24 protein-coding genes, 1 tRNA gene and 1 pseudogene are annotated in these 22,288 nt (G+C 66.0%); 17 read left to right on the top strand and 9 right to left on the bottom strand.

What is annotated here, in order from left to right:
- Positions 1 to 44: 44 nt before the first annotated feature.
- The 4 genes and pseudogenes from ACUH78_RS15510 to ACUH78_RS15495 form a co-directional block, all read left to right on the top strand.
- Positions 45 to 671 (top strand): annotated as a pseudogene (locus ACUH78_RS15510) (complement resistance protein TraT); the annotation flags it as partial.
- A 137-nt stretch (positions 672 to 808) separates the two neighbouring features.
- Positions 809 to 1,219, top strand: a complete 411-nt coding sequence (gene hslR, locus ACUH78_RS15505; RefSeq protein WP_445333913.1) for an Hsp15 family ribosome-associated heat shock protein — start codon at positions 809 to 811, stop codon at positions 1,217 to 1,219.
- Between the two features lie 106 nt (positions 1,220 to 1,325).
- A complete protein-coding gene (locus ACUH78_RS15500) occupies positions 1,326 to 2,879 on the top strand; it encodes an NfeD family protein (RefSeq protein ID WP_445333914.1) in 1,554 nt (517 codons plus the stop codon).
- On the top strand, positions 2,873 to 3,652 hold the full coding sequence (locus ACUH78_RS15495) for a slipin family protein (protein ID WP_418365366.1): 780 nt from the start codon (positions 2,873 to 2,875) through the stop codon (positions 3,650 to 3,652). The genes ACUH78_RS15500 and ACUH78_RS15495 overlap by 7 nt, the downstream gene beginning before the upstream one ends.
- A 39-nt stretch (positions 3,653 to 3,691) precedes the next feature.
- On the opposite strand, the gene ACUH78_RS15490 is transcribed toward ACUH78_RS15495, so the two are convergent.
- From ACUH78_RS15490 to ACUH78_RS15475, 4 genes are all read right to left on the bottom strand, one after another.
- Positions 3,692 to 4,567: an AEC family transporter gene (locus tag ACUH78_RS15490; protein ID WP_445333915.1), complete on the bottom strand. Its 876-nt coding sequence runs from the start codon at positions 4,565 to 4,567 to the stop codon at positions 3,692 to 3,694.
- A gap of 146 nt (positions 4,568 to 4,713) precedes the next feature.
- Positions 4,714 to 6,051, bottom strand: coding sequence for an ATP-dependent protease ATPase subunit HslU (gene hslU / locus ACUH78_RS15485; RefSeq protein WP_435751135.1), 1,338 nt, complete (start codon positions 6,049 to 6,051; stop codon positions 4,714 to 4,716).
- A 10-nt stretch (positions 6,052 to 6,061) separates the two neighbouring features.
- Positions 6,062 to 6,598 (bottom strand): ATP-dependent protease subunit HslV, encoded by a 537-nt coding sequence (gene hslV, locus ACUH78_RS15480; protein WP_418365363.1) that lies wholly within the window; start codon positions 6,596 to 6,598, stop codon positions 6,062 to 6,064.
- A gap of 69 nt (positions 6,599 to 6,667) precedes the next feature.
- Complete coding sequence (locus ACUH78_RS15475) at positions 6,668 to 7,819, bottom strand: STAS domain-containing protein (RefSeq protein ID WP_418365362.1); 1,152 nt, start codon at positions 7,817 to 7,819, stop codon at positions 6,668 to 6,670.
- A gap of 187 nt (positions 7,820 to 8,006) precedes the next feature.
- Between ACUH78_RS15475 and ybgC the strand changes: the two genes are divergently transcribed.
- From ybgC to ACUH78_RS15420, 11 genes are all read left to right on the top strand, one after another.
- Complete coding sequence (gene ybgC, locus ACUH78_RS15470; RefSeq protein WP_435751136.1) at positions 8,007 to 8,468, top strand: tol-pal system-associated acyl-CoA thioesterase; 462 nt, start codon at positions 8,007 to 8,009, stop codon at positions 8,466 to 8,468.
- A complete protein-coding gene (gene tolQ / locus ACUH78_RS15465) occupies positions 8,465 to 9,133 on the top strand; it encodes a protein TolQ (protein WP_418365360.1) in 669 nt (222 codons plus the stop codon). Before ybgC ends, tolQ begins: the two co-directional genes overlap by 4 nt.
- A gap of 18 nt (positions 9,134 to 9,151) precedes the next feature.
- Complete coding sequence (tolR, locus tag ACUH78_RS15460) at positions 9,152 to 9,568, top strand: protein TolR (RefSeq protein ID WP_418365359.1); 417 nt, start codon at positions 9,152 to 9,154, stop codon at positions 9,566 to 9,568.
- Positions 9,565 to 10,470: an energy transducer TonB gene (locus tag ACUH78_RS15455; protein WP_445333916.1), complete on the top strand. Its 906-nt coding sequence runs from the start codon at positions 9,565 to 9,567 to the stop codon at positions 10,468 to 10,470. The genes tolR and ACUH78_RS15455 overlap by 4 nt, the downstream gene beginning before the upstream one ends.
- A 39-nt stretch (positions 10,471 to 10,509) precedes the next feature.
- Complete coding sequence (tolB, locus tag ACUH78_RS15450) at positions 10,510 to 11,787, top strand: Tol-Pal system beta propeller repeat protein TolB (RefSeq protein ID WP_418365357.1); 1,278 nt, start codon at positions 10,510 to 10,512, stop codon at positions 11,785 to 11,787.
- 67 nt (positions 11,788 to 11,854) lie between these two features.
- Positions 11,855 to 12,364 (top strand): peptidoglycan-associated lipoprotein Pal, encoded by a 510-nt coding sequence (gene pal / locus ACUH78_RS15445; protein WP_435751139.1) that lies wholly within the window; start codon positions 11,855 to 11,857, stop codon positions 12,362 to 12,364.
- 12 nt (positions 12,365 to 12,376) lie between these two features.
- The gene (gene ybgF / locus ACUH78_RS15440; protein WP_445333917.1) at positions 12,377 to 13,102 is read left to right on the top strand and encodes a tol-pal system protein YbgF; all 726 of its coding nucleotides are present in this window, start codon (positions 12,377 to 12,379) and stop codon (positions 13,100 to 13,102) included.
- A 4-nt stretch (positions 13,103 to 13,106) separates the two neighbouring features.
- The gene (queE, locus tag ACUH78_RS15435; RefSeq protein WP_418365354.1) at positions 13,107 to 13,778 is read left to right on the top strand and encodes a 7-carboxy-7-deazaguanine synthase QueE; all 672 of its coding nucleotides are present in this window, start codon (positions 13,107 to 13,109) and stop codon (positions 13,776 to 13,778) included.
- A 57-nt stretch (positions 13,779 to 13,835) separates the two neighbouring features.
- On the top strand, positions 13,836 to 14,543 hold the full coding sequence (queC, locus tag ACUH78_RS15430) for a 7-cyano-7-deazaguanine synthase QueC (protein WP_418365353.1): 708 nt from the start codon (positions 13,836 to 13,838) through the stop codon (positions 14,541 to 14,543).
- A 90-nt stretch (positions 14,544 to 14,633) separates the two neighbouring features.
- Entirely contained in the window at positions 14,634 to 15,746 is a 1,113-nt protein-coding gene (locus tag ACUH78_RS15425; protein WP_418365352.1) for a YeeE/YedE family protein, read from the top strand.
- Positions 15,747 to 15,862: 116 nt separating this feature from the next.
- A tRNA-Lys gene (locus ACUH78_RS15420) sits at positions 15,863 to 15,938 on the top strand.
- A 126-nt stretch (positions 15,939 to 16,064) separates the two neighbouring features.
- On the opposite strand, the gene ACUH78_RS15415 is transcribed toward ACUH78_RS15420, so the two are convergent.
- Both ACUH78_RS15415 and ACUH78_RS15410 read right to left on the bottom strand, forming a co-directional pair.
- Positions 16,065 to 17,666, bottom strand: coding sequence for a diguanylate cyclase domain-containing protein (locus tag ACUH78_RS15415; protein ID WP_445333918.1), 1,602 nt, complete (start codon positions 17,664 to 17,666; stop codon positions 16,065 to 16,067).
- 5 nt (positions 17,667 to 17,671) lie between these two features.
- Positions 17,672 to 18,643: an ABC transporter substrate-binding protein gene (locus ACUH78_RS15410; RefSeq protein ID WP_445333919.1), complete on the bottom strand. Its 972-nt coding sequence runs from the start codon at positions 18,641 to 18,643 to the stop codon at positions 17,672 to 17,674.
- A gap of 412 nt (positions 18,644 to 19,055) precedes the next feature.
- Here ACUH78_RS15410 and infA point away from each other — a divergent pair, with 412 nt between their 5' ends.
- Together infA and ACUH78_RS15400 are read left to right on the top strand one after the other, a co-directional pair.
- Entirely contained in the window at positions 19,056 to 19,319 is a 264-nt protein-coding gene (infA, locus tag ACUH78_RS15405) for a translation initiation factor IF-1 (RefSeq protein WP_418365349.1), read from the top strand.
- Positions 19,320 to 19,463: 144 nt separating this feature from the next.
- Positions 19,464 to 20,348, top strand: a complete 885-nt coding sequence (locus ACUH78_RS15400) for a dienelactone hydrolase family protein (RefSeq protein ID WP_445333920.1) — start codon at positions 19,464 to 19,466, stop codon at positions 20,346 to 20,348.
- A 59-nt stretch (positions 20,349 to 20,407) separates the two neighbouring features.
- On the opposite strand, the gene ACUH78_RS15395 is transcribed toward ACUH78_RS15400, so the two are convergent.
- From ACUH78_RS15395 to rapZ, 3 genes are read right to left on the bottom strand one after another with little or no spacing between them, the layout of a single operon-like run.
- Positions 20,408 to 20,974: a Gx transporter family protein gene (locus tag ACUH78_RS15395; RefSeq protein ID WP_445333921.1), complete on the bottom strand. Its 567-nt coding sequence runs from the start codon at positions 20,972 to 20,974 to the stop codon at positions 20,408 to 20,410.
- Positions 20,955 to 21,344 (bottom strand): NusG domain II-containing protein, encoded by a 390-nt coding sequence (locus ACUH78_RS15390; protein WP_418365346.1) that lies wholly within the window; start codon positions 21,342 to 21,344, stop codon positions 20,955 to 20,957. Before ACUH78_RS15390 ends, ACUH78_RS15395 begins: the two co-directional genes overlap by 20 nt.
- Positions 21,341 to 22,240, bottom strand: coding sequence for an RNase adapter RapZ (gene rapZ / locus ACUH78_RS15385; protein ID WP_445333922.1), 900 nt, complete (start codon positions 22,238 to 22,240; stop codon positions 21,341 to 21,343). The genes ACUH78_RS15390 and rapZ overlap by 4 nt, the downstream gene beginning before the upstream one ends.
- Positions 22,241 to 22,288 lie beyond the last annotated feature (48 nt).

Here is a 22,288-nt window from a genome sequence, read left to right as displayed (position 1 = left end):
AGCTTCGGCTAAATTATGATTCTTCGGTAACTCCACATAAGTCGGACACGGTTTTCCTTGATCCGGTCGGTCCGGACAAGAAAACCATCTTCGTGCAGATCCGCAACACTTCGGACAAACCCGATCTGTCCGTCCACGCGGAAATCCTCTCCGCCATCGAGGCCAAGGGCTACCGTGTCATGCAGGATCCGGAGGCGGCGCACTACATCCTGCAGGCCAACATCCTTCAGGTCGGCAAGTCTGCCCCGACGGCGATGGAGGCCGCGATCAACCAGGGCTACGGCGTTTCCGCAGTTGGCGGGCTGATGCTCGCGTCGGGTGCGGCCTACGTCGGCGGCGCCAGCGGCCGCGGCATCGCGGCAGCCGGCCTGGTGGGTGCGCTCGCCGAAGGCATTGCCGGCGCCGCGGTCAAGGACGTCTACTTCTCGATGGTCACCGACCTCCAGATCAAGGAGCGGATGGCCGGCACCGGCAAGGCCAAGGTCAGCTCCAGGCACAAGCTGCGCCAGGGTAACAGCGGCGCGTCCGAGGTCAGCTACGCGGAAGAGTCGAGCTACAAGACCTACCAGACCCGCATCGGCTCGACCGCCAACAAGGTCAACCTTGCCTTCGAAGAAGCGCTCCCCGAACTGAAGAAGGGTCTCATTACCTCGATCTCCGGCCTGTTCTGAGAGGGCTCCGACCCTCCCGCCCCGCGCAAGCTGGCGGAAGGACTGGACGGGACCCCGGTCCCATGGCGCCGTTGCATTCGGGAGGGCTCTGTCGATACTGTCGACCGTGCCCTTTTCCGTTCACCAATGCCCTGCAGATGACCGAACACCGCAAGCACGCCGTCGCAAACCCAGCCCGCACCCGCCTCGACAAATGGCTGTGGGCCGCGCGCTTCTTCAAACACCGCACCGGAGCCACCGAGGCCGTCGAGGGTGGCAAGGTCAAGCTCAATGGCGCTGCAGTGAAACCCGCGCGCGACGTGAAGACGGGCGACCGGCTCGACATCACCCTCGGCGAGGAGACCCGCACGGTGTTCGTGCGCGCAATCGCCGACAAACGTGGCTCGGCCACCGTGGCGCAGATGCTTTACGAGGAGGCCGCCGAGAGCATCGAAGCGCGCGAACGCGCCCACGAGCTGAACAAGCTCGCCGCTGCACCAGGGGCAGACCTGCATGGGCGCCCGACAAAGCGCGACCGGCGCCGGATGGACCGATTCAGCGGATATTGAGGTTTCTTCCTCCCCCATCGCTGCAGCGAACTTGTGCAGTCGAACTACACTCCGAAAGACACGGGTGGCATCACGACCGCTCGTGGCGGACGACGGAGGCGATGGGATGAGCGCAAGCGCATTCGTACTGATGCGAAGACTTTTCAGCTTGGCGCTGATCCTCGCTGCCTTGCTGATGACCCTGGCCGGTACATCGGCGACACCCAGCGCGGGAGGCGCGCTGGTACTTCGCATGGACGGCGCGATCGGCCCGGCAAGCGCGGACTACCTTCACAAGGGCCTTGCGCGCGCAGCAGCGAGCGGCGCGCAAGTGGTGGTCATCGAGCTGGATACGCCTGGCGGCCTGGATGGCTCGATGCGCGCGATCATCAAGGACATCCTCGCCTCACCGGTGCCGGTGGCCACCTTCGTCGCGCCAGAGGGTGCGCGGGCGGCGAGCGCGGGCACCTACATCCTCTACGCCAGCCATATCGCGGCGATGGCGCCCGCCACCAATCTTGGCGCGGCCACGCCGGTGGCGATCGGCATTGGCGGCGCGCAGCCCGGGCGGAGGGCACCACTGGATGACGCGCCGCAGCCCGCGCAGGACGCAAGCGAGAAGGCCCAGGGCGCCGGCGATGCGCCCCGGGAGCAGGACCGTGCCTCCGATCATCCAGACGACGGAACAGGCGCGGATGCATCCGCCACCGGGCGCTCTGCCGCCGCCTCCCCCACGGCACCCGGCCATCGCGCTGCTGCGCCCACCGACGCGATGGCGGCCAAATCCATGTCCGACGCCACGGCCTACATCCGCAGTCTGGCGCAGCTACGAGGCCGGGACGTGGACTTCGCCGAACGCGCAGTGCGCGAAGCCGCCAGTCTTTCGGCCGAGGAAGCCCTGTCCCGGGGGGTGATCGAGTTCATCGCGTTCGACAGCCGGGATCTGCTCAACAGGCTCGATGGCCTCGAGGTTCCCGTACTCGACGGTACGCGCACGCTGGCCACCGCAGGCATCGGGATCCAACGGATGGAGCCGGACTGGCGTAGTCGCGTGCTCGCCGCGCTCGCCAACCCGCAAGTGGCGCTGATCCTGATGATGATCGGCATGTACGGACTGTTCTTCGAGTTCACCTCGCCCGGCTTCGGTGTACCCGGCGTGGCGGGCGCGATCTCGCTGCTGATCGCGCTCTATGCCTTCCAGCTGCTGCCGGTGAACTGGGCCGGCGTGCTCTTGCTGGCAGTGGGCGCGGCACTGATGCTGGCCGAGGCCTTCCTACCCAGCTTCGGTGTGCTGGGCGTGGGCGGCATCATCGCCTTCGTGGTCGGTGGCCTGTTCCTGATGGATGCGGACGTCCCTGGCTTCGGCGTACCCGTCGCACTCATCGTCGGCATGGCGCTGGCGAGCGCGGCGATCATCATCGCCATCGGCACCTTCGCCGCGCGCAGCCACCGCCGCCCGGTGGTGAGCGGCCGCGAGGAGATGCTCGGCACCCTCGGCACCGTCACTGCGACCGCCGAGGGCGGAGGCTGGTGGATCCATGTGCACGGCGAGACCTGGCGCGCGCGCAGTGCCAGTAGCCTGAGGCCCGGACAGCAGGTACGCGTCGACCGTCTGGACGGCCTCACCCTTGAAGTTTCGCCCACGGCCGCACGGCCACACGACAGGAGCGCCTCATGTTGATCGATCTCCAGTTCGGGTTCGCCCCGCTCATCCTCCTCCTCGTCTTCCTCCTCTTCGCCGCACTGCGCGTACTGCGCGAGTACGAGCGCGGCGTCATCTTCATGCTCGGACGCTTCTGGCGGGTCAAGGGGCCCGGCCTGGTGATCGTGATCCCCGGCCTGCAGCAGATGGTGAAGGTCGACCTGCGCGTAGTCACCATGGACGTGCCCTCGCAGGACGTCATCTCCAGGGACAACGTCTCGGTCAAGGTAAATGCAGTGGTGTATTTCCGCGTCGTCGACCCGCAGAAGGCCATCATCCAGGTCGAGGACTACTTCAACGCTACCAGCCAGCTTGCCCAGACCACGCTGCGCGCGGTGCTCGGCAAGCACGAACTGGACGAGATGCTCTCCGAGCGCGAAAAGCTCAACACCGACGTGCAACAGATCCTCGACGCACAGACCGATGCCTGGGGCATCAAGGTCGCCAACGTGGAGATCAAGCACGTAGACCTCAACGAAACCATGGTGCGCGCGATCGCCCGGCAGGCCGAGGCCGAACGCGAGCGGCGCGCCAAGGTAATCCACGCCGAAGGCGAGAAGCAGGCCGCCGAGGCGCTGCTCGAAGCCGCGCAGATGCTGTCACGCGACCCTGCCGCCATGCAGCTGCGCTACCTGCAGACGCTCACTCAGGTGGCGGGCGACAAGAGCTCGACGCTGGTGTTTCCGGTGCCTGTGGATCTGCTCGGCAAGCTGATGCGCCTTGATCCGGAGCGATCTGACCGAAATGCCTGAGGCGCCCGCCCTGCTCCGTCCGGTGCGCGGAGCGCTTGATCAGTCCAGCACGAGCGCAAGCGCGAGCGGCAGGAACACCACCGCCGCGACGTTGCCGATCAACACCATGGAGGCCACCTTCCCTGGCTCCTGCTGGTAGCGCTCTGCAAACATGTAGTTGAGCACCGCGGGCGGCAGCGCACCGAACACGAGCATCAGCGCCTGTTCGCGCGGCGGCAGTTCGATCACCTGCATCACCGCCCACGCCAGCGCCATGCCCACCAGCGGTCGCGCCACGGCGCCGAACACACCGATTCCGATCGCGCCGATGCGCGAATCCGCCAGGCGCACCCCGAGGCCGAACAGCATGAGCGGGATGGAGATCTCGCCCAGCATGCGGATCGCGATGAGCAGCGGCGGCCAGACTTCGAAGTGGGTCAGGCTCACCATCAGCCCCGCGAACGTGGCCAGCACCGAGGGCACCCGCCACACCGTGAGCAGCCGCACGCGATGGTCCAGCAGCCAGGCGCCGAACGAGAAGTGGATCAGGTTCGACACCATGAACAGCACCACCATGGGCGCCAACGCGAGCTCGCCGAAGGCGAGCACCGCCAGCGGCAGACCCAGATTACCGCAATTGTTGAACATCAACGGCGGCACCAGGGTCTTGGGTTCGATACCGGTTGCCTTCGCCAGCCCCCAGGCCGCCAGCCCCGAGCCCACCACGACGACCGTCCCCGCCCCGATCAGGGGCAGGAAGGCGGCGACGTCGAAGGCCTTGTTGGCCAGCGCCGCGAACACCAGCGCCGGCACGAATACGTCCATGTTCAGCTTGTTGGCATGCGACAGGTCCGGCTTCGTGCGCCGGCCGACGAAGAATCCCAGGGCGGTGATGGAAAACAGCGGGAAGAGGATTTCGACGATGCGGATCAGCATTTGGCGGCTCGGGTCCGGGATTTGCGGTCGCTGCCACGAAGGCAGCCATCGAAAGGCAATCGCGGGCAAGTCCCTCCCACAGCAAAACCAGGCAGGTGCATCTGCCCGTGGGAGGGCGCTTGCCCGCGAACAGGCGCCGAAGCCGCTTAAAGCACGTAGCGCGCCAAGTCCTCGCGCTGCGCCAGCATGTCGAGGCGTGCGTCGACGTAGGCCGCGTCGACCACCACCGTCTGGGTTGCGCTACTACGACCCGCCTGAAAGGAAACCTCCTCGAGCAGTTTCTCCATCACCGTGTACAACCGGCGGGCACCGATGTTCTCGGTCTTCTCGTTCACCTGGAAGGCGATCTCGGCCAGGCGGCGGATACCCTCCGCGGTGAACTCGAGCTGGACACCGTCGGTTGCGAGCAGGGCCTCGTACTGACGCGTGAGGCAGGCGTCTGTGCTGGTGAGGATGCGGGCGAAATCTTCGACCGACAGCGATTCGAGCTCGACGCGGATCGGAAAGCGGCCCTGCAGTTCGGGGATCAGGTCCGAGGGCTTCGACAGGTGAAATGCACCGCTGGCGATGAACAGGATGTGATCGGTCTTGATCATGCCGTACTTGGTCGAAATCGTCGTTCCTTCGACCAGCGGCAGCAGATCGCGCTGCACGCCTTGGCGCGACACGTCGGCACCATGCGCGTCGGTGCGTGCGGCGATCTTGTCCACCTCGTCGAGGAACACGATGCCGTTCTGCTCGACCGAACGCACGGCCTCGAGCTTGACCTCCTCGTCGTTGATCAGGCGCGCAGCCTCTTCGTCGGCGAGCAACTTCATCGCCTCCCGGATCTGCAACTTGCGCTGCTTCTTCTTGCCGCCCCCCATGTTCTGAAACATGCCCTGGATCTGCTGGGTGAGCTCCTCCATGCCCGGCGGCGCAAAAATCTCCGCCTGCATGGAGGGGGCTGCGACCTCGATCTCGATCTCTTTGTCGTCGAGCTCGCCCTCGCGCAGCTTCTTGCGGAATTTCTGGCGTGTGGCCGAATCCTGTGTGGGCTCGGCTTCCGTGTTGAAGCCCACGGCACGCGCGGGTGGCAGCAGCGCATCGAGCACGCGATCCTCGGCTGCGTCCAGCGCGCGGTCGCGCACCGACTTCATCGCGCGCTCGCGGCCGTCCTTGATCGCAATCTCCATCAGGTCGCGGATGATGGTGTCCACGTCCCGGCCGACATAGCCAACCTCGGTGAACTTGGTCGCTTCGATCTTGATGAACGGCGCATTGGCCAGCCGCGCCAGGCGGCGCGCAATCTCGGTCTTGCCGACGCCGGTGGGGCCGATCATGAGGATGTTCTTGGGGGTGATCTCGCTGCGCAGCGGCTCGTCCACCTGGGCACGCCGCCAGCGGTTGCGCAACGCGATCGCAACGGCCTTCTTCGCCTTGTCCTGGCCGACGATGTGCTTGTCGAGTTCGGAGACGATCTCCGGCGGGGTCATCTGGGTCATGCGTTCAGCCTCAATCCAGCACTTCGATGGTGTGATGGTGATTGGTGTAGATGCACAGGTCGCCGGCAATGCCGAGCGCCTTGGACACGACTTCCTTGGGATCGAGTTCGGTGTTCTCGATCAGCGCACGCGCTGCAGCCTGGGCGTAGGCGCCACCGCTACCGATGGCAACGATGCCCTGCTCCGGTTCGAGCACGTCGCCATTGCCGGTGATCACGAGTGAATGCTCACGGTCGGCCACCGCCAGCATGGCCTCGAGCCGGCGCAGCATGCGGTCGGTGCGCCAGTCCTTGGCGAGCTCGACTGCGCTGCGCAGCAGGTTGCCCTGGTGCTTGTCGAGCTTGGCCTCGAACCGCTCGAACAAGGTGAAGGCATCCGCAGTGCCACCCGCGAAACCGGCAAGGATCTGACCGTTGTAGAGCGTGCGTACCTTGCGCGCCGAGGCCTTGATGACGATGTTGCCCAGGGTGACCTGGCCGTCCCCGCCAAGAGCGACGCGATTGCCGCGCCGCACCGACAGGATGGTGGTGCCGCGATATTGTTCCATGATGATTCCTCGCCGGCCCGGTGCCGGCGCTCAGGGTTTGCGGATGCAGGGATGGCTCGTACAGCTTGCTCAATGGCGCAGGGTGACCTTCGCCACCTGATCCACGCTCATCACGCGCAGCAAGCCCGCCACCATGGCGTTCACATTGACGAGACGCACGAGTTTACCCTGAGCCTGCAGGGTGACGAGAATGTTGAACAAGGTTCCGGCGCAGACGAAGTCGATCCGGCGCAGGCGCCGACAGTCCACCGTGAGCTCCCGGCGCTCGGCGGCAAAGACCGCCAGTTGCTTGAGGCTGTCGTTACCCGAGCCGCTGAGTTCGCCCTCGAAGACGAAGGCGTCGGACGCCGTGCTGACCGGCTCCGGCCGCGCCGGGGTCGGGGCCGCGCCGGCGTCCGTCTTAGCGGCGCGCTGCTCCCACGACGGAGGCGACTCTTCGAAGGTAACCGCAAAATCCACCGCGAGGTTTTCGAAGCGCGCCTGATCGCCGGCATACTGCAGCAGCTCGAGCAGCATCAACCAAGTGTCACGCTCCTCAGCCCGCCCAACGCTCAGCCGCTTCTCGAGCAGCGCCGCGAGCGAATCCACGTTGAGCAAGCTGAACTCGATGCGCTCGGCGGCGAGCTCCGCGAGCGTGCGCCGCCACACCCCGCAGCCTCCGTCATCCACGCCCTTGACCTTGCTGACGTCGATACGGATCCCGCCGCTACGCCGCCCGATCTGGGTGATCTGCTGAAACTGACGTTCGGCCGCGGCCGAAAGCTGGCCACTGAGGTTGATCAGCGGAAAGCCGCCAGCCCGTGGCCGGGCGCCCATGCCGGAAAGGTCCTCCCAGGGCGGCGGTGAGCGCTCGAAGCGCGTTGCGTAATCGATGACCCGCGATTCGAACCGCTCCGCCATGCCGCGCAGGCGAAGCAGATCCAGGAGCATCAACCAGGCCCCCTCGCCCACGTCGGCGCCCTCGCCGGTCACGGCCGGCTCGAGCAGGGCAAGCGCCTCCCCTTCGTTGCCATTGGCGTAGAGCACCGCGGCATCCTCGAACACGGCGCCGATACCGCCCCCGCACTCCTGGACCTCGACCTGCTCATCGCCATGCGCCGAATCGAAATTCAGCTCCGAGAGCTCTGTCGGAGGCGGCGCAGGCTCCTGAACGTTGGCGTGCACCTGCTCCGGAGCAAGCTCACGGGGGGTGTTCTTCCTGCCAAAAAAGGGAAGTGCCACAGTCGTATCCCAACCAATCGGTCCCGTCTCAGCGCCCCCGGCGGACACCGCCGGACAACCCTGAAACGGCGAACAACATTTTCAGAAAATTTCTTTCAAGACAGAGACTAAGGAGAAATTGTCAAAACAATCATCAACAATTGCAACACGCGTGCACCCACGAGAGAGGCTCGGCTAGAATGCTGCGATGCAACCACATAGCACGGTCTCCCGCGGGGCGAGCGCGACTTCTGCGCCGCAAGACGCCGGTGCTCGCAGCCATTTCTTGCGAGTCTATTACGAAGACACCGATGCGGGGGGCGTCGTGTACTACGCGAACTATCTCAAGTTCTGCGAAAGAGCCCGCACGGAGTGGCTTCGCGCACTCGGCGTCAGCCAGCAGGCACTGCTGTCGGAGGCCGGCATCGGCTTCGTCGTGCGCTCGGTGCAGGCGGATTTTCTGTCCCCTGCCCGTCTCGACGACGAACTCGAAGTGCAGACCCGCATCGAAAGCCTGCGCCGCGCAAGCATCGTCTTCAAGCAGTCGATCCTGCGTAGCGGGCAGCTGCTGTTTACCGCGCAGGCCCAGCTTGCCTGCGTCGACATGAAGCTAAACAAACCCACGGCGATCCCGCCCAACCTGCTCTCCTCGATCCGAAGCCAAGCATGACCGTCACGCACGACCTTTCCATCATCAGCCTGATCTCGCAGGCAAGCGTCCTCGTCCAGCTCGTGATGGCGCTGCTCGCCGCGCTTTCGCTCGTGTCGTGGTACTGGATCTTTCGCAAGTCCTTCCAGATCCGCCAGGCGCGTGCCGAAACCGACCGCTTCGAGCGCGAGTTCTGGAGCGGTGGCGATCTGAACACCCTGTACGAATCCGCCAGCCGCAACCAGGCTGAAGGCATGGAGCGCATCTTCGAGGCAGGCTACCGCGAGTTCACCAAGCTGCGCGCCAAGGGCCACGACCACGGCGCCACGCTCGACGGCGCGCGCCGCGCCATGCGCGCCACGCATCAGCGCGAGATCGACGACCTTGAAGCCCATCTCGCCTTCCTCGCCTCAGTGGGCTCGGTATCGCCCTACATCGGCCTTCTCGGTACCGTGTGGGGGATCATGAACTCCTTCCGCGGCCTCTCCAGCGTGGGTTCGGCCACCCTCGCCCAGGTTGCCCCGGGCATCGCGGAAGCACTGGTCGCCACCGCGATCGGCCTGTTTGCCGCAATCCCGGCCGTGGTCGCCTACAACCGCTTTGCACACGACATCGACCGCCTCGGCATCCGCTTCGAGAGCTTCATGGAGGAGTTCTCCAACATCCTGCAGCGCAACCTGCGCTGAGCGGACGGAGAGCGACCGATGCGCCAACGCCGTCTCATGAACCAGATCAACGTCGTCCCCTACATCGACGTCATGCTGGTGCTGCTGGTGATCTTCATGGTCACCGCGCCGATGATCCAGCAGGGCACCATCAACGTCCCGTCCGCCGGGGCAGGCACACCGCCACCGCAAGCCGAAGCGATCTTCATCGAGGTGAAGGCCGACGGCGCCTATGCGCTGCGCGCAAGCAACAGCGGGACCCCGCGCCCGGTGCGCCGCGACCAGCTGTCCACCGCGCTCAAGGACGCGCTCGCGAAGAACCCCGAGCAGCCCTTCCTGGTCGCCGCCGACAGCAAGCTCGACTACCAGAAGGTGATCGACGTGCTCGAGACCGCGCGCAACGCCGGGGTGCGCAAGATCAGCCTGGTCACCCAGAGCGCGACGACCCAGAAATGAGGGAACACGCAGCGCCGCCCCGCCGCGAGGCGCCGGGCAAATGGCAATCCATGGGCCTGGCGATCGCCGTGCACGCGGGGCTTTTCCTGTTCCTGTTCTTCGGCGTCCGCTGGCAGAGCCCGCCCCCGGCGGCGCTCGAGGTCGGCCTGGCGTCGGTTCCGGCGCGTAGCGCACCCGCCGCCGCGCGCCCGCAGCCGAGGCCCGAACCGAAACAGGAACCGGAACCGGAACCGGTCCCCAAGCCTGAGCCGAAGCCAGAACCCAAGCCCGAGCCCAAACCTGAACCCAAGCCCGAGCCGCCGAAGCCTGCGCCGGTGCCGAAACCCGAGATCACGACCAAACCGCCCGAGGAGAAGCCGGAGCCGCCGAAGCCCGCACCCAAACCGGAACCGAAGCCCGAGCCCAAGCCGAAACCCGAACCCAAGCCTGAGCCCAAGCCAAAGCCCAAACCCGAACCGAAGCCACTGCCCAAACCCCAGCCCAAACCCGCTCCTGACCCGACCGCGCAGCGCCTGGAGCAGGAACTCCAGCGTGCCGAGCAGGCACGCCTGGCCAGCCTGATGGCACAGGAGGGCGCGCGCGTTGCAGCACAGGGTCCGGCAGCACAGGGCGCGCCCGGCGGCGATATCGACAAGTACCGCGCCGCCGTTGCAGCCAAGGTGCGCGGCAACTTGCTGCGCCCACCCGGCCTCAGCGGCAACCCGGAAGCGGTTTTCGAGGTCGATCAGTTGCCGAGCGGCGAAGTGCTGAACGTGCGCCTCAAGCGCAGTTCGGGCATTGCGGCGCTCGACGAGGCGATCGAGCGCGCAATCCGGCGCTCAAGTCCCTTGCCACTACCTGAGAACCGCAGCCAGTTCCAGCGCACCCTCGAACTGAAATTCCGTCCGCTGGCCGAAGATTGAGCCCGCCATGTCTATAATTCGCGGCTGGAGCAAGAACCCATGATCAGAACCTTCAACGCCTTCCGACTCTTCGTCCTGACCCTGCTTGCCAGCCTCGCGCTTGGCGCCCAGGCGCAGCTATCGATCGAAATCACCGGTACCGGGGCCTCCCGCTTTCCGGTCATCATCCCGATCTTCGAGAACGAAGGCCGCCTGCCGCAAAGTGTCACCGACGTGGTGCGCGCCGACCTCGAGCGCAGCGGCCTGTTCGCACTAATCGACACTGGCCCGCTGCCGATGCCCGAATCGGTGCTGCCCGACCTCGCCGCCGTGCGCAGCCGCGGCGCCGACGCCGTGCTCACCGGCAGCCTGATTCCGCTCAGCGACGGCCGCTACGAGGTACGCTTCCGCCTCTTCGACGCTCAGAAGCAGCAGGAACTGGGCGCCATGGCGCTGCCCATGAGTCCGGCGCAGAACCGCCTCGTCGGCCACCGCATCGCCGACTTCGTGTACGAGAAGCTCACCGGGCTGCCGGGCTATTTCGCCACCCGCATCGCCTACGTGATCAAGTCCGGCCCCAACTTCGAACTCCAGGTCGCCGACGCCGATGGCATGAACCCCGCCACCGCCCTGCGCTCGCGCGAGCCCATCATCTCGCCCGCGTGGTCGCCGGACGGACAGCGCCTCGCGTACGTGTCCTTCGAGCAGAAGAAGCCCATCGTCTACGTGCACACGCTCGCCACAGGGCAACGCCGCGTGGTCGCCAACTTCAAGGGCTCGAACTCCGCACCCGCCTGGTCGCCCGACGGCAGCCAGCTGGCGGTGGTACTGACCAAGGACGGGCTCTCCCAGCTCTATGTAGTGGGCGCCGACGGCTCGGGCGTGCGCCGGCTCGCGCAATCCTCCGGCATCGACACCGAGCCGTTCTGGGGCGCGGACGGCAACATCTACTTCACCTCGGATCGCGGTGGCAGCCCGCAGATCTACCGCATTCCTGCCAGCGGCGGCAGCGCCCAGCGGGTGACCTTCGAAGGCAATTACAACGTCTCGCCGCGGCTCTCGTTCGACGGCAAGCTGCTCGCCTTCATCACCCGCAATGCCGGCCGCTTCCAGGTGGCCGTGCAGGACCTCGCCACCCGGCAGACCACCATCCTCACCGATTCGGCACGCGACGAATCGCCCAGCTTCGCCCCCAGCGGCCGCATGATCCTTTACGCCACCGACAGTGGCGGGCGAGGCGTGCTGTCCGCGGTGTCGACCGACGGGCGCATCCGGCAGCGGCTTACGGTGCAGGCCGCCGATGTCCGCGAACCCGCCTGGGGTCCGAGGATCCGGTAATCCAAGAAGCGGCAGCCAAGCCGCAAAACTCTCTGCTGTCCATAATTCACGTACTGGAGCATCACCCATGAAGAAACTCATCCTCCCCGCCCTGCTGGCCATGACGCTCGCGGCCTGCTCGAGCACGGGCCCCGAAACCTCCGGCGCCTCGGTCGAAGACCGTTCCGGCGTGGCCACCGTCGACGCGTCCAGCCTGAGCGGCAGCGGCATCGCAGCGCTGACCGACCCGAACAACATCCTGTCCAAGCGCAGCGTGTTCTTCGACTTCGACAGCTTCGTCATCAAGCCCGAGGCACGTCCGCTGATCGAAGCCCATGCCCGCTTCCTCGTCCAGAACCCGCAGATGCGCATGCTCGTCCAGGGCAATACCGACGAGCGCGGCAGCCGTGAGTACAACCTCGCGCTGGGTCAGAAGCGTGCTGACGTCGTCAAGCAGGCTCTGCTGCTGCTGGGCGCGCAGGAATCGCAGATCGAGTCCGTGAGCCTGGGTGAAGAGAAGCCCCGTTGCGATGATCGCACCGAGAACTGCTACGCCGAGAACCGCCGCGGCGACATGCTGTACTCGGGCGAGTTCTAAGAGAGTCCCGACATGAAACGCCTTCTGCCGCTTGCCGTATTTCTCGCCCTGAGCCCGGCGGGCCCGGCCCATGCCCAGCTTTTCGGGGGGGATACCGAGGCACGCAACCAGATCATCCAGTTGCGCCAGGATGTCCAGGGCCAGCTCGAGACTACGAGCCGCGGCCAGCTCGAACTCGCCATGCAGAACGAACAGCTGCGAGCCGAGGTGGCCCGCCTGCGTGGCCAGATCGAGTTGCTGATGAACGAAGTGGAAACGCTCAAACAGCGGCAGAAGGATTTCTATGTGGACCTCGACGCACGCCTGCGTCACCTGGAAGGCGACGGCACGGGCACAGCCCCCGCGCCCGGCGTGGCCGCCGACCCGGCCCAGGAGTCGGCCGAGTACCAGGGCGCACTGAATCTGCTCAAGGACGGCAAGCACAAGGAGGCGCTCGCCGCTTTCCAGGCCTTCACTGAGCGCTACCCGAGCGGCGACTTTACTGCAGGCGCCCATTTCTGGGCGGGAAACGCTGCCCTGCAGGCCCGTGACGTGGCAAGCGCCACCCGTCACTTCAAGACCGTGATCGAAAAATGGCCTAACGACAATGTCGCACCCGACGCAATGCTGGGCCTGGCCAACAGCCAGCAGGCCATGGGTGACGCCACCAGCGCGCGCAACACACTGAAGTCGCTGACCGAACGCTATCCGCAGAGCAACGCTGCTCAAGTGGCGCGCCAGCGGCTCGGCACATCCTGAGTCCATGCCGGAGAGGGATTTGGGCGCGGCTGCAGCCGTTCGCCTGCGCATCACCGAGATATTCGCCTCCGTACAGGGAGAGTCGTCCAGCGTCGGACTGCCCACAGTCTTCGTGCGTCTGACGGGCTGCCCCCTACGCTGTACCTGGTGCGACACCGCGTATGCCTTCAGCGGCGGCGCGACGCTCGCCCTCGAGGACATCCTCGCCCAGGTTGCCGGACACGGTCTGCGCCATGTCTGTGTCACCGGCGGCGAGCCGCTCGCGCAAAAAGGCTGCCTGCCCCTGTTGAGCGCGCTGTGCGACGCCGGCTACGCCGTCTCGCTCGAAACCAGTGGTGCGCTGGACATCGGCGCGGTTGACCCGCGCGTAGCTCGAATCATGGACCTCAAAGCACCAGGCTCCGGCGAGGTCGCGAAGAATCGCTACGAGAACATTCCCCTGCTGCGGGCGGGCGATGAGGTCAAGATCGTGCTCGCCGACGCCGAGGACTACGCCTGGGCGCGGCAGATGATCAACGAGCATGCGCTCGACCGTCGCTGCGAAGTGTTGCTTTCTCCGGTCGCAGGCGCCATCGAGCCCGCCACGCTGGCCGAATGGCTGGTCCGCGACCGCCTGCCGGCACGCTTCCAGCTTCAACTGCACAAAGTGCTCTGGAACGACGCCCGGGGCCGCTGAGCCCCGGGCACTGCACGGGGCGCACCCGGCTGCGCTCCACTGATGGAAAAATACCGTATGAAAGCGCCTCCTCCTGCCTCCGCACCGCGCGCCGTCGTGCTGCTTTCCGGCGGGCTCGACTCCGCCACCTGCCTTGCGATCGCGCATGACATGGGTTTTGAGGCCCACGCCCTCTCGGTCGCTTACGGCCAGCGGCATACCGCAGAGCTTCAGGCAGCAGGGCGAGTCGCCGCAGCCCTTGGTGCCCGCGAACACCGGGTGGCCAGTGTTAACCTGGGCCAGTTCGGCGGCTCCGCGCTGACAGACCCGAACATCGCAGTGCCAACCAGCGAACCCGGTGCGGGCATCCCGGTCACCTACGTCCCTGCGCGCAACACCGTGATGCTTTCCATCGCCCTCGCCTGGGCGGAAGTGCTCGGCGCCAGCGACATCTTCATAGGCGTCAACGCCATCGACTACTCCGGCTACCCGGACTGCAGGCCCGAGTTCATCCGCGCCTTCGAGACAATGGCGAGGCTTGCCACCAAGGCCGGCGTCGAAGGCCGTCCCCTGCGCATCCATGCCCCGCTGATCGAGCTCAGCAAAGCGGACATCATCCGTCGCGGCGCGGCCCTTGGGGTCGACTACGGCATCACGGTCACCTGTTACCAGGCGGACGAGGACGGTCGCGCCTGTAGGCGCTGCGAGGCCTGCCGGCTGCGTGCCGCAGGCTTCGCCGCAGCCGGCGTTCCCGATCCGACCCGCTACCAGCCACAAACCGCATGACAAGGACGGCGGGCTGATTCGCGTTTAGAATCGTTCCACCACTCCCGGACAAGCACGCACGCCGGTACTCGGCCTGGAACCCCCAACATCATGGAAGAACCCCTGGTCTCCGCCACGACCATCGTCTGGCTCGCTTTCGCCATCGGCGCCGTGTTCGGTTATGCAGGCAGCCGCAGCAACTTCTGCACCATGGGCGCGGTGTCCGACATCGTGAACATGGGTGACTGGAACCGCATGCGCATGTGGGCGCTGGCAGTCGCCGTCGCCATCCTGGGCACCGGCGCCCTGCAGGCGCTCGGCCTGTTCGATGCTTCGAAATCCATCTATACCTCCAGTCGCCTGATCTGGCTGTCGCATCTGGTGGGCGGTGCGTGTTTTGGCATCGGCATGACCCTCGCCTCCGGCTGTGGCAGCAAGACCCTGATCCGCATCGGCGGCGGCAACCTGAAGTCGATCGTGGTCTTCGTATTCGTGGCGATCGGAGCATCCATGACCTTGCGCGGCTTGTTCGGGGTGTGGCGGGTGAACTACCTCGACGCGGTTTCGATCCAGTTGCCCCACGGCCAGGACCTTCCCGCTTTCGTCGCAGCGGCAGGCATGGATCCATCCGCGGCGCTGCTGCTGTGCATGGCAGCACTCGGCGGCGGGCTCGCGCTGTGGTCGCTAGCGAGCCGCGAGGCGTGGCGTGGCGACGTCCTGCTGGGCGGCCTCGTCGTCGGCGCCACGGTCATCGCCGGATGGTATGTGAGCGGGCACATCGGTTACATCGCCGAACACCCGGAAACGCTTGAGGAAGCCTTCATCGCCACCAACAGTGGGCGTGCCGAGTCCCTCACCTTCGTTGGCCCTTACGCCTACATCCTCGAACTCCTGCAGATGTGGAGCGACACCAGCAGGGTCGTGACCTTCGGCATCGCCAGCGCGCTCGGCGTCATCGCGGGCTCGGCAGTGCATGCACTGAGCAGCCGGGGCTTCCGCATCGAGAGTTTTCGCGACGCAGGAGATCTCGTGCGCCACATGGGCGGAGGCCTCCTGATGGGCTTCGGTGGCGTCACCGCCCTAGGGTGCACGATTGGCCAGGGCGTCACCGGCCTGTCCACGCTCGCACTCGGCGCCCTGCTCAGCACCGCGGCGATCATTGCAGGTTCGGCCGCAACGCTCAAACTCCAGTACTGGCTGCTGATGCGCGATGCCGATGCCTGACCGGGATGCCAGCGAGGGCGGGTAGCCCCTTCACGACGGCCCGCCATCATGCGGAAAAACCGACAGAAAATTTGACACGCCATGCTGGCCGCAACTATAATTCGCGCTCGTTTTTCGGGTCGTTAGCTCAGTTGGTAGAGCAGCGGACTTTTAATCCGTTGGTCGCTGGTTCGAGCCCAGCACGGCCTACCATCAAAAACGAAGCAGACAGGGCCTTGGTCAACCAAGGCCCTTTTTGTTTGTACGGCGCGTACCATCCGTGCACTGTCAAGGCCCACCGCGGAGAGCTTTCATGCCCTCCGCGCCACGATCGCCCGCTCAGACGTATTCCCGGCGCGTGGCGACACCCTCGTCAAACGCGGCCTCGTCGGGCCGAAAGATCCTGTAGCAGTTCCGCCCAGCGGTCTTCGCATCGTACATGGCGTGATCTGCCTGCCGTAGCAACTGATCCGCCTCGATCTCTCCATCCTGCGGAAAATAGCTCACGCCGACACTGCCCGACACTTGCAGTGTGCGCCCATCGATGCTGACCGGCTCCGCAATCGCAGCAAGCAGGCGCTCGATGACGGCCACGCCATGGTGCCTGGGCTCCACGCCCGACAGTACCGCGACGAATTCATCCCCGCCTAGCCTGGCGACGGTATCCCCATCACGCAACACCTCACGCAGCCTGCCCGCCACCTCGACCAGCAGGCGATCCCCCACCGCATGGCCGTAGGTATCGTTGGCGGCCTTGAATCCATCCAGATCGATGTATGCCACTGCGATCCTGTACCCGTCACGGCGCGCGCGCCGCATGTCCTGACGCAGCCTGTCCGCCAGCAAGGCGCGGTTCGGCAACCCGGTCAGCGCGTCGTGGTAAGCAATGTGATGCAGGGTGTCCTGCGCCTCCACCAATGCGGCAACTGACTGCGCGAGCTGGCGGTTGCGGCGTGCCACCATCAGGAACAGCACCACCACGAGCCCCGCCGCGACACCCAGCGCAACAATGAACGCCGCATATCTGCTCCATACGTCCCGCCACAAGAAGGGCGGCGCCGCATCGAAGGGCGGCAGACGGAGCGTGCGCGCCAGGGTTTCCACGGGCAGATAGTCGAGCGGCGGCGAAAAGCCGCCGATGTAGGCTGCACGTGCGGCCGGGTGCGAAGCCTCAAGGCTGAGCAACGCGGCCGATATGCGCCGGACCATCGCGCCCTCCACATGCGGCAGCGCAACGAAAGGCCATTCCGGATATAGCCGGGTCGACACCGCATACGGGTAACCCGCCAGCCGCTGGCGATGGATCACCTGCAGGCGGGCGGGGTCGAGGCGCCCCTCCGCGGCGAGACTTTCCAGAATGCCGGTACGGACGAATCCCACATCGGCGCGCCCTTCCAGCACCGCCTCGACGACGGCATCGTGACGCCCGACTTCGAGAAAATCGACATCTTCTGGCACCCGTACGCCAGCCTGGATGAGCTCGAATACCTGGGCCTGGTAGCCGCCCATGAAGCGCGGACCGGAGATCGCGATTCGCCGCCCCCTCAGATCCTGAAGCCGCACGAGATCCGTGCGCTCCGCTCTGGTGATGATGACGCCACCAAGCGTGCTCACCATACTGCCGTCCTGCGCGGAAATCACGGTCGCCAGTGCACCGGACAGGCTGCTATGCACGCGCAGCAACAAGTAGTGCGTCGGGTTCGTCATGACCAGATCGATCCGGTGCGTCGCCACGGCCTCCTCGAGCTCGCTCTGCTCCAGCACCTCCAGCCTCACCCGCACGCCACCGAGTTTGGTGGAAAGGTAATCGGCAAGGGGCTGGTACCGCTCGATCATCACCGGCTTCGGACGGAACGCGAAGACCCCCAGCACCAGCTCCTGCGCCGCCTGCGCCGGCAGAGCTACAAGCAGGAGCAGCGCGAGCAGGGCGCGCTTCGCCAACGCGATCACAGGGACACCCGGTTGCGCGGCAGGAAGTCCGGATCGACAAGCCGATCGAGACGGTCATCGGACGTGAGACGACCGGCACCGCGCATCAGCCCCGCCAGCTCACGCGCGGCCGGAACGATGCTGCGCGCCCCCGCGGGATCGAGATAGGCACGGTTCCCCAATACGTCCGGTAGACTCAGCCCGGCGAAACTGCGCTCGGTCTCCTCGAAACCTAGGCCCCGCCAGGCACCGATCCGACGCAGCGCATCCTCGCGGTTCACGCGCATGTGTGCGAGCGCACGAAAATGTGCCGCCAACAGGGCATCAAGTACTTTCTTCTGCCCGCTCAGACGATCGCTCCGCACCGCGAGCACGTCGAAGATGAGGCCTGGAAACTGCCGGCTGTCGAAGATGCGCCGTCCGCCCTCACGTTCGAGCAGGGAAAGCGCGGGCTCGTAGGCAATCGCGACGTCCATCTCGCCCGCACGCCACGCATCGAGTTGCCGGTCCGGGGGAATGTCGATCAGGGTGACGTCGACCTCCCGCAACCCGGCGGCCTGCAGGAGCCTGTGCAGCACGAACTCCCCTACCGCACCACGCTCCAGCGCAACCCGGCGCCCGCGAACCTGTGCCGGAGACTCGATTTCCGCGCGCACCACCACCGCATCGGCACCCACCGAGTGGTTGAACACCAGCACGACGCTGGCGTGCACCCCCTGATCCCGCACGACCAGCACCTCGTCGAGCGTCAACGCTGCGGCATCGACCTCCCCTGCGACCATAGCCGCGATCGAATCGCCGGCATTACGCCCCGCCCGCAAGTCGACAGCAGCCGGCAGCCAGCCGAACTCCCGCGCGAGATAGAGCGGCTCATAACCGGGCCACGGATGAATCCCGACGCGAAACGCCCCCTGTTTGCGACACGCTGTCGCAAAGGGCGGGACGGCAATCGAGGCGGCAAGGAGGGACAGGAAACGGCGGCGCAGCATGGGCCGTGAGCATATCCCACCCTCGTAACGCGTGCGCCGCCACCATGGGGCTACAGTGTGATCCGCGCCACGCATGGACTTCAGAACAAGAAAAAGGTGTTATCATGGGGTTCGATTTCAATCAATTTTTTCAATCGACTCACGGCATTGCCACGCTCAAGGCAGTGTCCAGAGCGCACCGCGGCGACGATTCGAAGCGCGTAAGCGCTCCGCCTCCAGAATCGCCGAACCAGAATGCGTTTTCTGCCGGCGCAGGTCTTCAAGGCGCCCGAAATCGACAGAAACCGCCTTGAAAACCAGGCCGATGCAGCCTAGCCGCTGCACGGAATTCCCCTACCCAAGCCCAGATACGGCAGGCTGACCCCGCAGCATGGAGCGCGGGGGCAGGCGGCATAAGACAAGGAGCCTCGACATGGCCAAGGAAGAACTCATCGAAATGCACGGATCCGTCACCGAGGTACTGCCCGACGGCCGCTACCGCGTGACCCTCGACAACGGTCACAACCTGATCGCCTACTCGGGCGGCAAGATGCGCAAGCACCACATCCGCATCATCGCGGGCGACAACGTCTCGCTCGAGATGTCCCCCTATGATCTGAGCAAGGGGCGCATCACGTTCCGCCACCTGCCCGGCCGTCCTGCAGGCGCCACCGCAGCACCTCAGCGCCGTCGCTGAACACCCCGCCCGCCCGCTGCGCCCTGAGGGCGCATGCGCGGCGGCGGCCCGGCTCACCGCACCCGCGGAGTGCTTGCCTTTGGTCGGCTCGCATGCTTCACTTTTAGAGCGACTCTAAAAGTGAAGCCATAGGAGACATCGACCATGCCCCATCGCCCCCACCTCGACAAGCAGGCCGATTTCGACGCCCTGCTGCCTTCTGCCCGACTCGACCGGCGCGGCTTTGTCACCACGCTCGCAGCTGCCGGTTTCGCGCTTGCCGTGCAGCCGGTCCAGGCCAGCACCACGATCCACACCGAGCCTGGGGGGCTGGACACCGGCGACGCCACGATCGAGGTCGAAGGCGGCGCCCTCCCCGTCTACTACGCCCGCCCCGCGAGCACCACGCCTCAACCAGTGGTTCTCGTGGTTCAGGAGATCTTTGGCGTACACGAGCACATCCGCGACGTCTGTCGCCGTCTCGCGCACGAGGGCTACCTGGCCGTAGCCCCTGAGTTGTTCTTCCGCCAGGGCGACCCGCGCAGCATCGAGAGCGTGGGCGAGATCCTGCAGAAGATCGTCTCGCAAGTGCCCGATACGCAGGTCATGAATGACCTCGATGCGTGTGCGAGCTGGGCCCGCAACCACGGCGGCAGCCCGGACTGGCTCGGCATCACCGGCTTCTGCTGGGGCGGTCGCATCACCTGGTTGTACGCCGCACACAATCCCGCGCTGAAGGCAGGCGTCGCCTGGTACGGCCGGCTCGATGGCCTGCCCTCGGACAAGAACCCGCATCACCCGATCGACATTGCCGGCGCCCTGCATGCGCCGGTGCTCGGCCTGTACGGCGGCCAGGACCAGGGGATTCCGCTGGAGGATGTCGACGCGATGCGCGAGGCGCTGGAGCAGGCGGGTGCGCAAAGCACCATCCACGTCTATCCCGATGCACCGCACGCCTTCCATGCGGACTACCGGCCCAGCTATCGCAAGGCAGAGGCAGAGGATGGCTGGAAGCGGCTGCTGGACTGGTTCGCGAACCAGCGCGGCTGAGCATCGCGTAGTGCGCGCCCAGCACGGGCGCGCCTCCATGCCCCCTTCACCGGCGCACGTCAGCGCCGCACGCCGTTCGCGCCATGGTCCGCAACCCGCCGGGACGCAACTGGCTCCAGCTCCCGAAGCAGTCGGGCCGCCACGAGCCCATTCGCCAAGCCGAACACCACGGCCGCGAGCGAGAACACCGGCAACAGATAGAACACGCCATCGTGAGGCACCAGCCATAGCCGTGCCACGATCAGCTGGGCGCCGATATGGGCGAAGGCAGCGAGAATGCTGTGACTGACCGGCCCGAACCAGCGCCGCGGCAGATGCATGGCCAGCCCCAGCACCAGCAGGCTGGCGAGCGCCCCCGCAAGGCTCAGGAAGAATCCCGGCGCCAGAAACTGGCCGAGCAGGAGGCTGCCGGCCAGCACGCGCAGCAGGGACACCCACACCGCCTCGCGCCAGCCCCAGCGCGCCAGCACCACCAGGGTGACGATGTTGGCCAGACCGGGCTTGACCCCGGGCAGCGGCAAGGGGATCGCGGCCTCCGCGACCGTAAGCACGATGGCCGCTGCCGCATGGCGCGCGATCCTGCGATCCTCGGGCGTGGGCCGTATTTCAATAATTGAGGGAGTCATACTCCGCCACCCCGCCGGTAAGGCTCAGGCTGACCTCGTTCGGTGCGCAGATCGCCACCGCCCCGGCCTGGGTCAGCCAGCCCTGACGCACGCAATATTGCCTGGGCCCCGGGTCCGAAGCGACGCGCGCGCGGCCTGGTCGGATCTCGATCAACGTCACGCCAAGCGGCCCGGGCACCTCGATGAATCGCTCGCGGCCCAGGTCTACGCTGGCCACCACCTTGCCACCCGCACGGACCACTGCCCCGTCGGGCGCTCCGCCACGCCACAGGCTCAGCAGGGCGTAAGCGCACACGAATAGCCCCGCCAGCGCTACAAGCACATCCCCTGGGCGAAGCAGGCCGCGCCATGAACTCAGGAACCGCTTCACGTGTCGCTACCGTTCTCCGGTGCATGCACACGCGCCGCAGCACGATCCGCCGCACGCCTCGCCGCAGAGCGGTGACGGACGATCACGTCGAGTTGGTCGCGAAAACGCACCGCGAGCCACTCGGCTATATACACCGAGCGATGCTGCCCGCCAGTGCAGCCGATCGCCACGGTGAGGTAGCTGCGGTTGTCCCGCAGGTAGGCGGGCAACCAGCCCGCAAGAAAATCATGGATGTCCTGGCACATGCGTCCGACCTCGGGCACGCGCTGCAGAAAATCGACCACCGGCTGGTCGCGCCCGGTCAGCGGGCGCAGCTTGGGGTCGTAGTGTGGATTGGGCAGGCAGCGCACATCGAACACGAGGTCGGCATCGAGTGGGATGCCGTACTTGAAGCCGAAGGACTCGAACATCAGGGTCATGCCCTGCGCCGCAGACATCTGGATGAAATCCTTCACCCAGGCGCGCAGCGTGTTCGGGTGCATGTCGCTGGTGTCGATTCTGTGGCCAAGCTCGGCGATGCACTCAAGGGCGTCGCGCTCGTGGTGAATCGCCTCTTCCACGCTCGTCCCCCCGGTCGCGAGCGGGTGACGCCGCCGAGTCTCGGAGAAACGCGCGATCAGCGTGTCGTCACGCGCATCGAGAAAGATGAAGCGCAGGTCGCGCACCTCCGCACGCAAGGCCTCGACGACCTTGGGCAGGGCCTCGATGCTTGCGCCGGAACGCATGTCCACCGCCACCGCGATGCGCTCCCAGCCTGCCCCGCGCAGGTGCTCGACCAAGCCGGACAGCAGAGCGGCGGGAAGGTTGTCCACGACATAGTAGCCCGCGTCCTCGAGCACGTTGAGCGCGATGCTCTTGCCCGAACCCGAAAGCCCGCTGATGAGTACGATCTGCATCGATCCAGGAGAAGAAAAGGCCCGCGGACACTATACCCCAGCGTCGGC

This window comes from Thauera sp. ZXT1-4, assembly GCF_052598215.2.
Note: the sequence above shows the minus strand (reverse complement) of the source record. Positions and strands in the feature narration are given on the sequence as shown.

Bases quoted from the DNA above. Each gene is read 5' to 3' on its own strand.
- tolR (WP_418365359.1), top strand. From the start codon at position 9,152: ATGCGCCAACGCCGTCTCATGAACCAGATCAACGTCGTCCCCTACATC.
- ACUH78_RS15495 (WP_418365366.1), top strand. From the start codon at position 2,873: ATGTTGATCGATCTCCAGTTCGGGTTCGCCCCGCTCATCCTCCTCCTC.
- queC (WP_418365353.1), top strand. From the start codon at position 13,836: ATGAAAGCGCCTCCTCCTGCCTCCGCACCGCGCGCCGTCGTGCTGCTT.
- hslV (WP_418365363.1), bottom strand. From the start codon at position 6,598: ATGGAACAATATCGCGGCACCACCATCCTGTCGGTGCGGCGCGGCAAT.
- tolB (WP_418365357.1), top strand. From the start codon at position 10,510: ATGATCAGAACCTTCAACGCCTTCCGACTCTTCGTCCTGACCCTGCTT.
- hslR (WP_445333913.1), top strand. From the start codon at position 809: ATGACCGAACACCGCAAGCACGCCGTCGCAAACCCAGCCCGCACCCGC.
- ACUH78_RS15410 (WP_445333919.1), bottom strand. From the start codon at position 18,643: ATGCTGCGCCGCCGTTTCCTGTCCCTCCTTGCCGCCTCGATTGCCGTC.
- rapZ (WP_445333922.1), bottom strand. From the start codon at position 22,240: ATGCAGATCGTACTCATCAGCGGGCTTTCGGGTTCGGGCAAGAGCATC.
- tolQ (WP_418365360.1), top strand. From the start codon at position 8,465: ATGACCGTCACGCACGACCTTTCCATCATCAGCCTGATCTCGCAGGCA.
- hslU (WP_435751135.1), bottom strand. From the start codon at position 6,051: ATGACCCAGATGACCCCGCCGGAGATCGTCTCCGAACTCGACAAGCAC.
- ybgF (WP_445333917.1), top strand. From the start codon at position 12,377: ATGAAACGCCTTCTGCCGCTTGCCGTATTTCTCGCCCTGAGCCCGGCG.
- ACUH78_RS15395 (WP_445333921.1), bottom strand. From the start codon at position 20,974: ATGACTCCCTCAATTATTGAAATACGGCCCACGCCCGAGGATCGCAGG.
- pal (WP_435751139.1), top strand. From the start codon at position 11,855: ATGAAGAAACTCATCCTCCCCGCCCTGCTGGCCATGACGCTCGCGGCC.
- ACUH78_RS15490 (WP_445333915.1), bottom strand. From the start codon at position 4,567: ATGCTGATCCGCATCGTCGAAATCCTCTTCCCGCTGTTTTCCATCACC.
- ybgC (WP_435751136.1), top strand. From the start codon at position 8,007: ATGCAACCACATAGCACGGTCTCCCGCGGGGCGAGCGCGACTTCTGCG.
- ACUH78_RS15455 (WP_445333916.1), top strand. From the start codon at position 9,565: ATGAGGGAACACGCAGCGCCGCCCCGCCGCGAGGCGCCGGGCAAATGG.
- infA (WP_418365349.1), top strand. From the start codon at position 19,056: ATGGCCAAGGAAGAACTCATCGAAATGCACGGATCCGTCACCGAGGTA.
- queE (WP_418365354.1), top strand. From the start codon at position 13,107: ATGCCGGAGAGGGATTTGGGCGCGGCTGCAGCCGTTCGCCTGCGCATC.
- ACUH78_RS15425 (WP_418365352.1), top strand. From the start codon at position 14,634: ATGGAAGAACCCCTGGTCTCCGCCACGACCATCGTCTGGCTCGCTTTC.
- ACUH78_RS15500 (WP_445333914.1), top strand. From the start codon at position 1,326: ATGAGCGCAAGCGCATTCGTACTGATGCGAAGACTTTTCAGCTTGGCG.
- ACUH78_RS15400 (WP_445333920.1), top strand. From the start codon at position 19,464: ATGCCCCATCGCCCCCACCTCGACAAGCAGGCCGATTTCGACGCCCTG.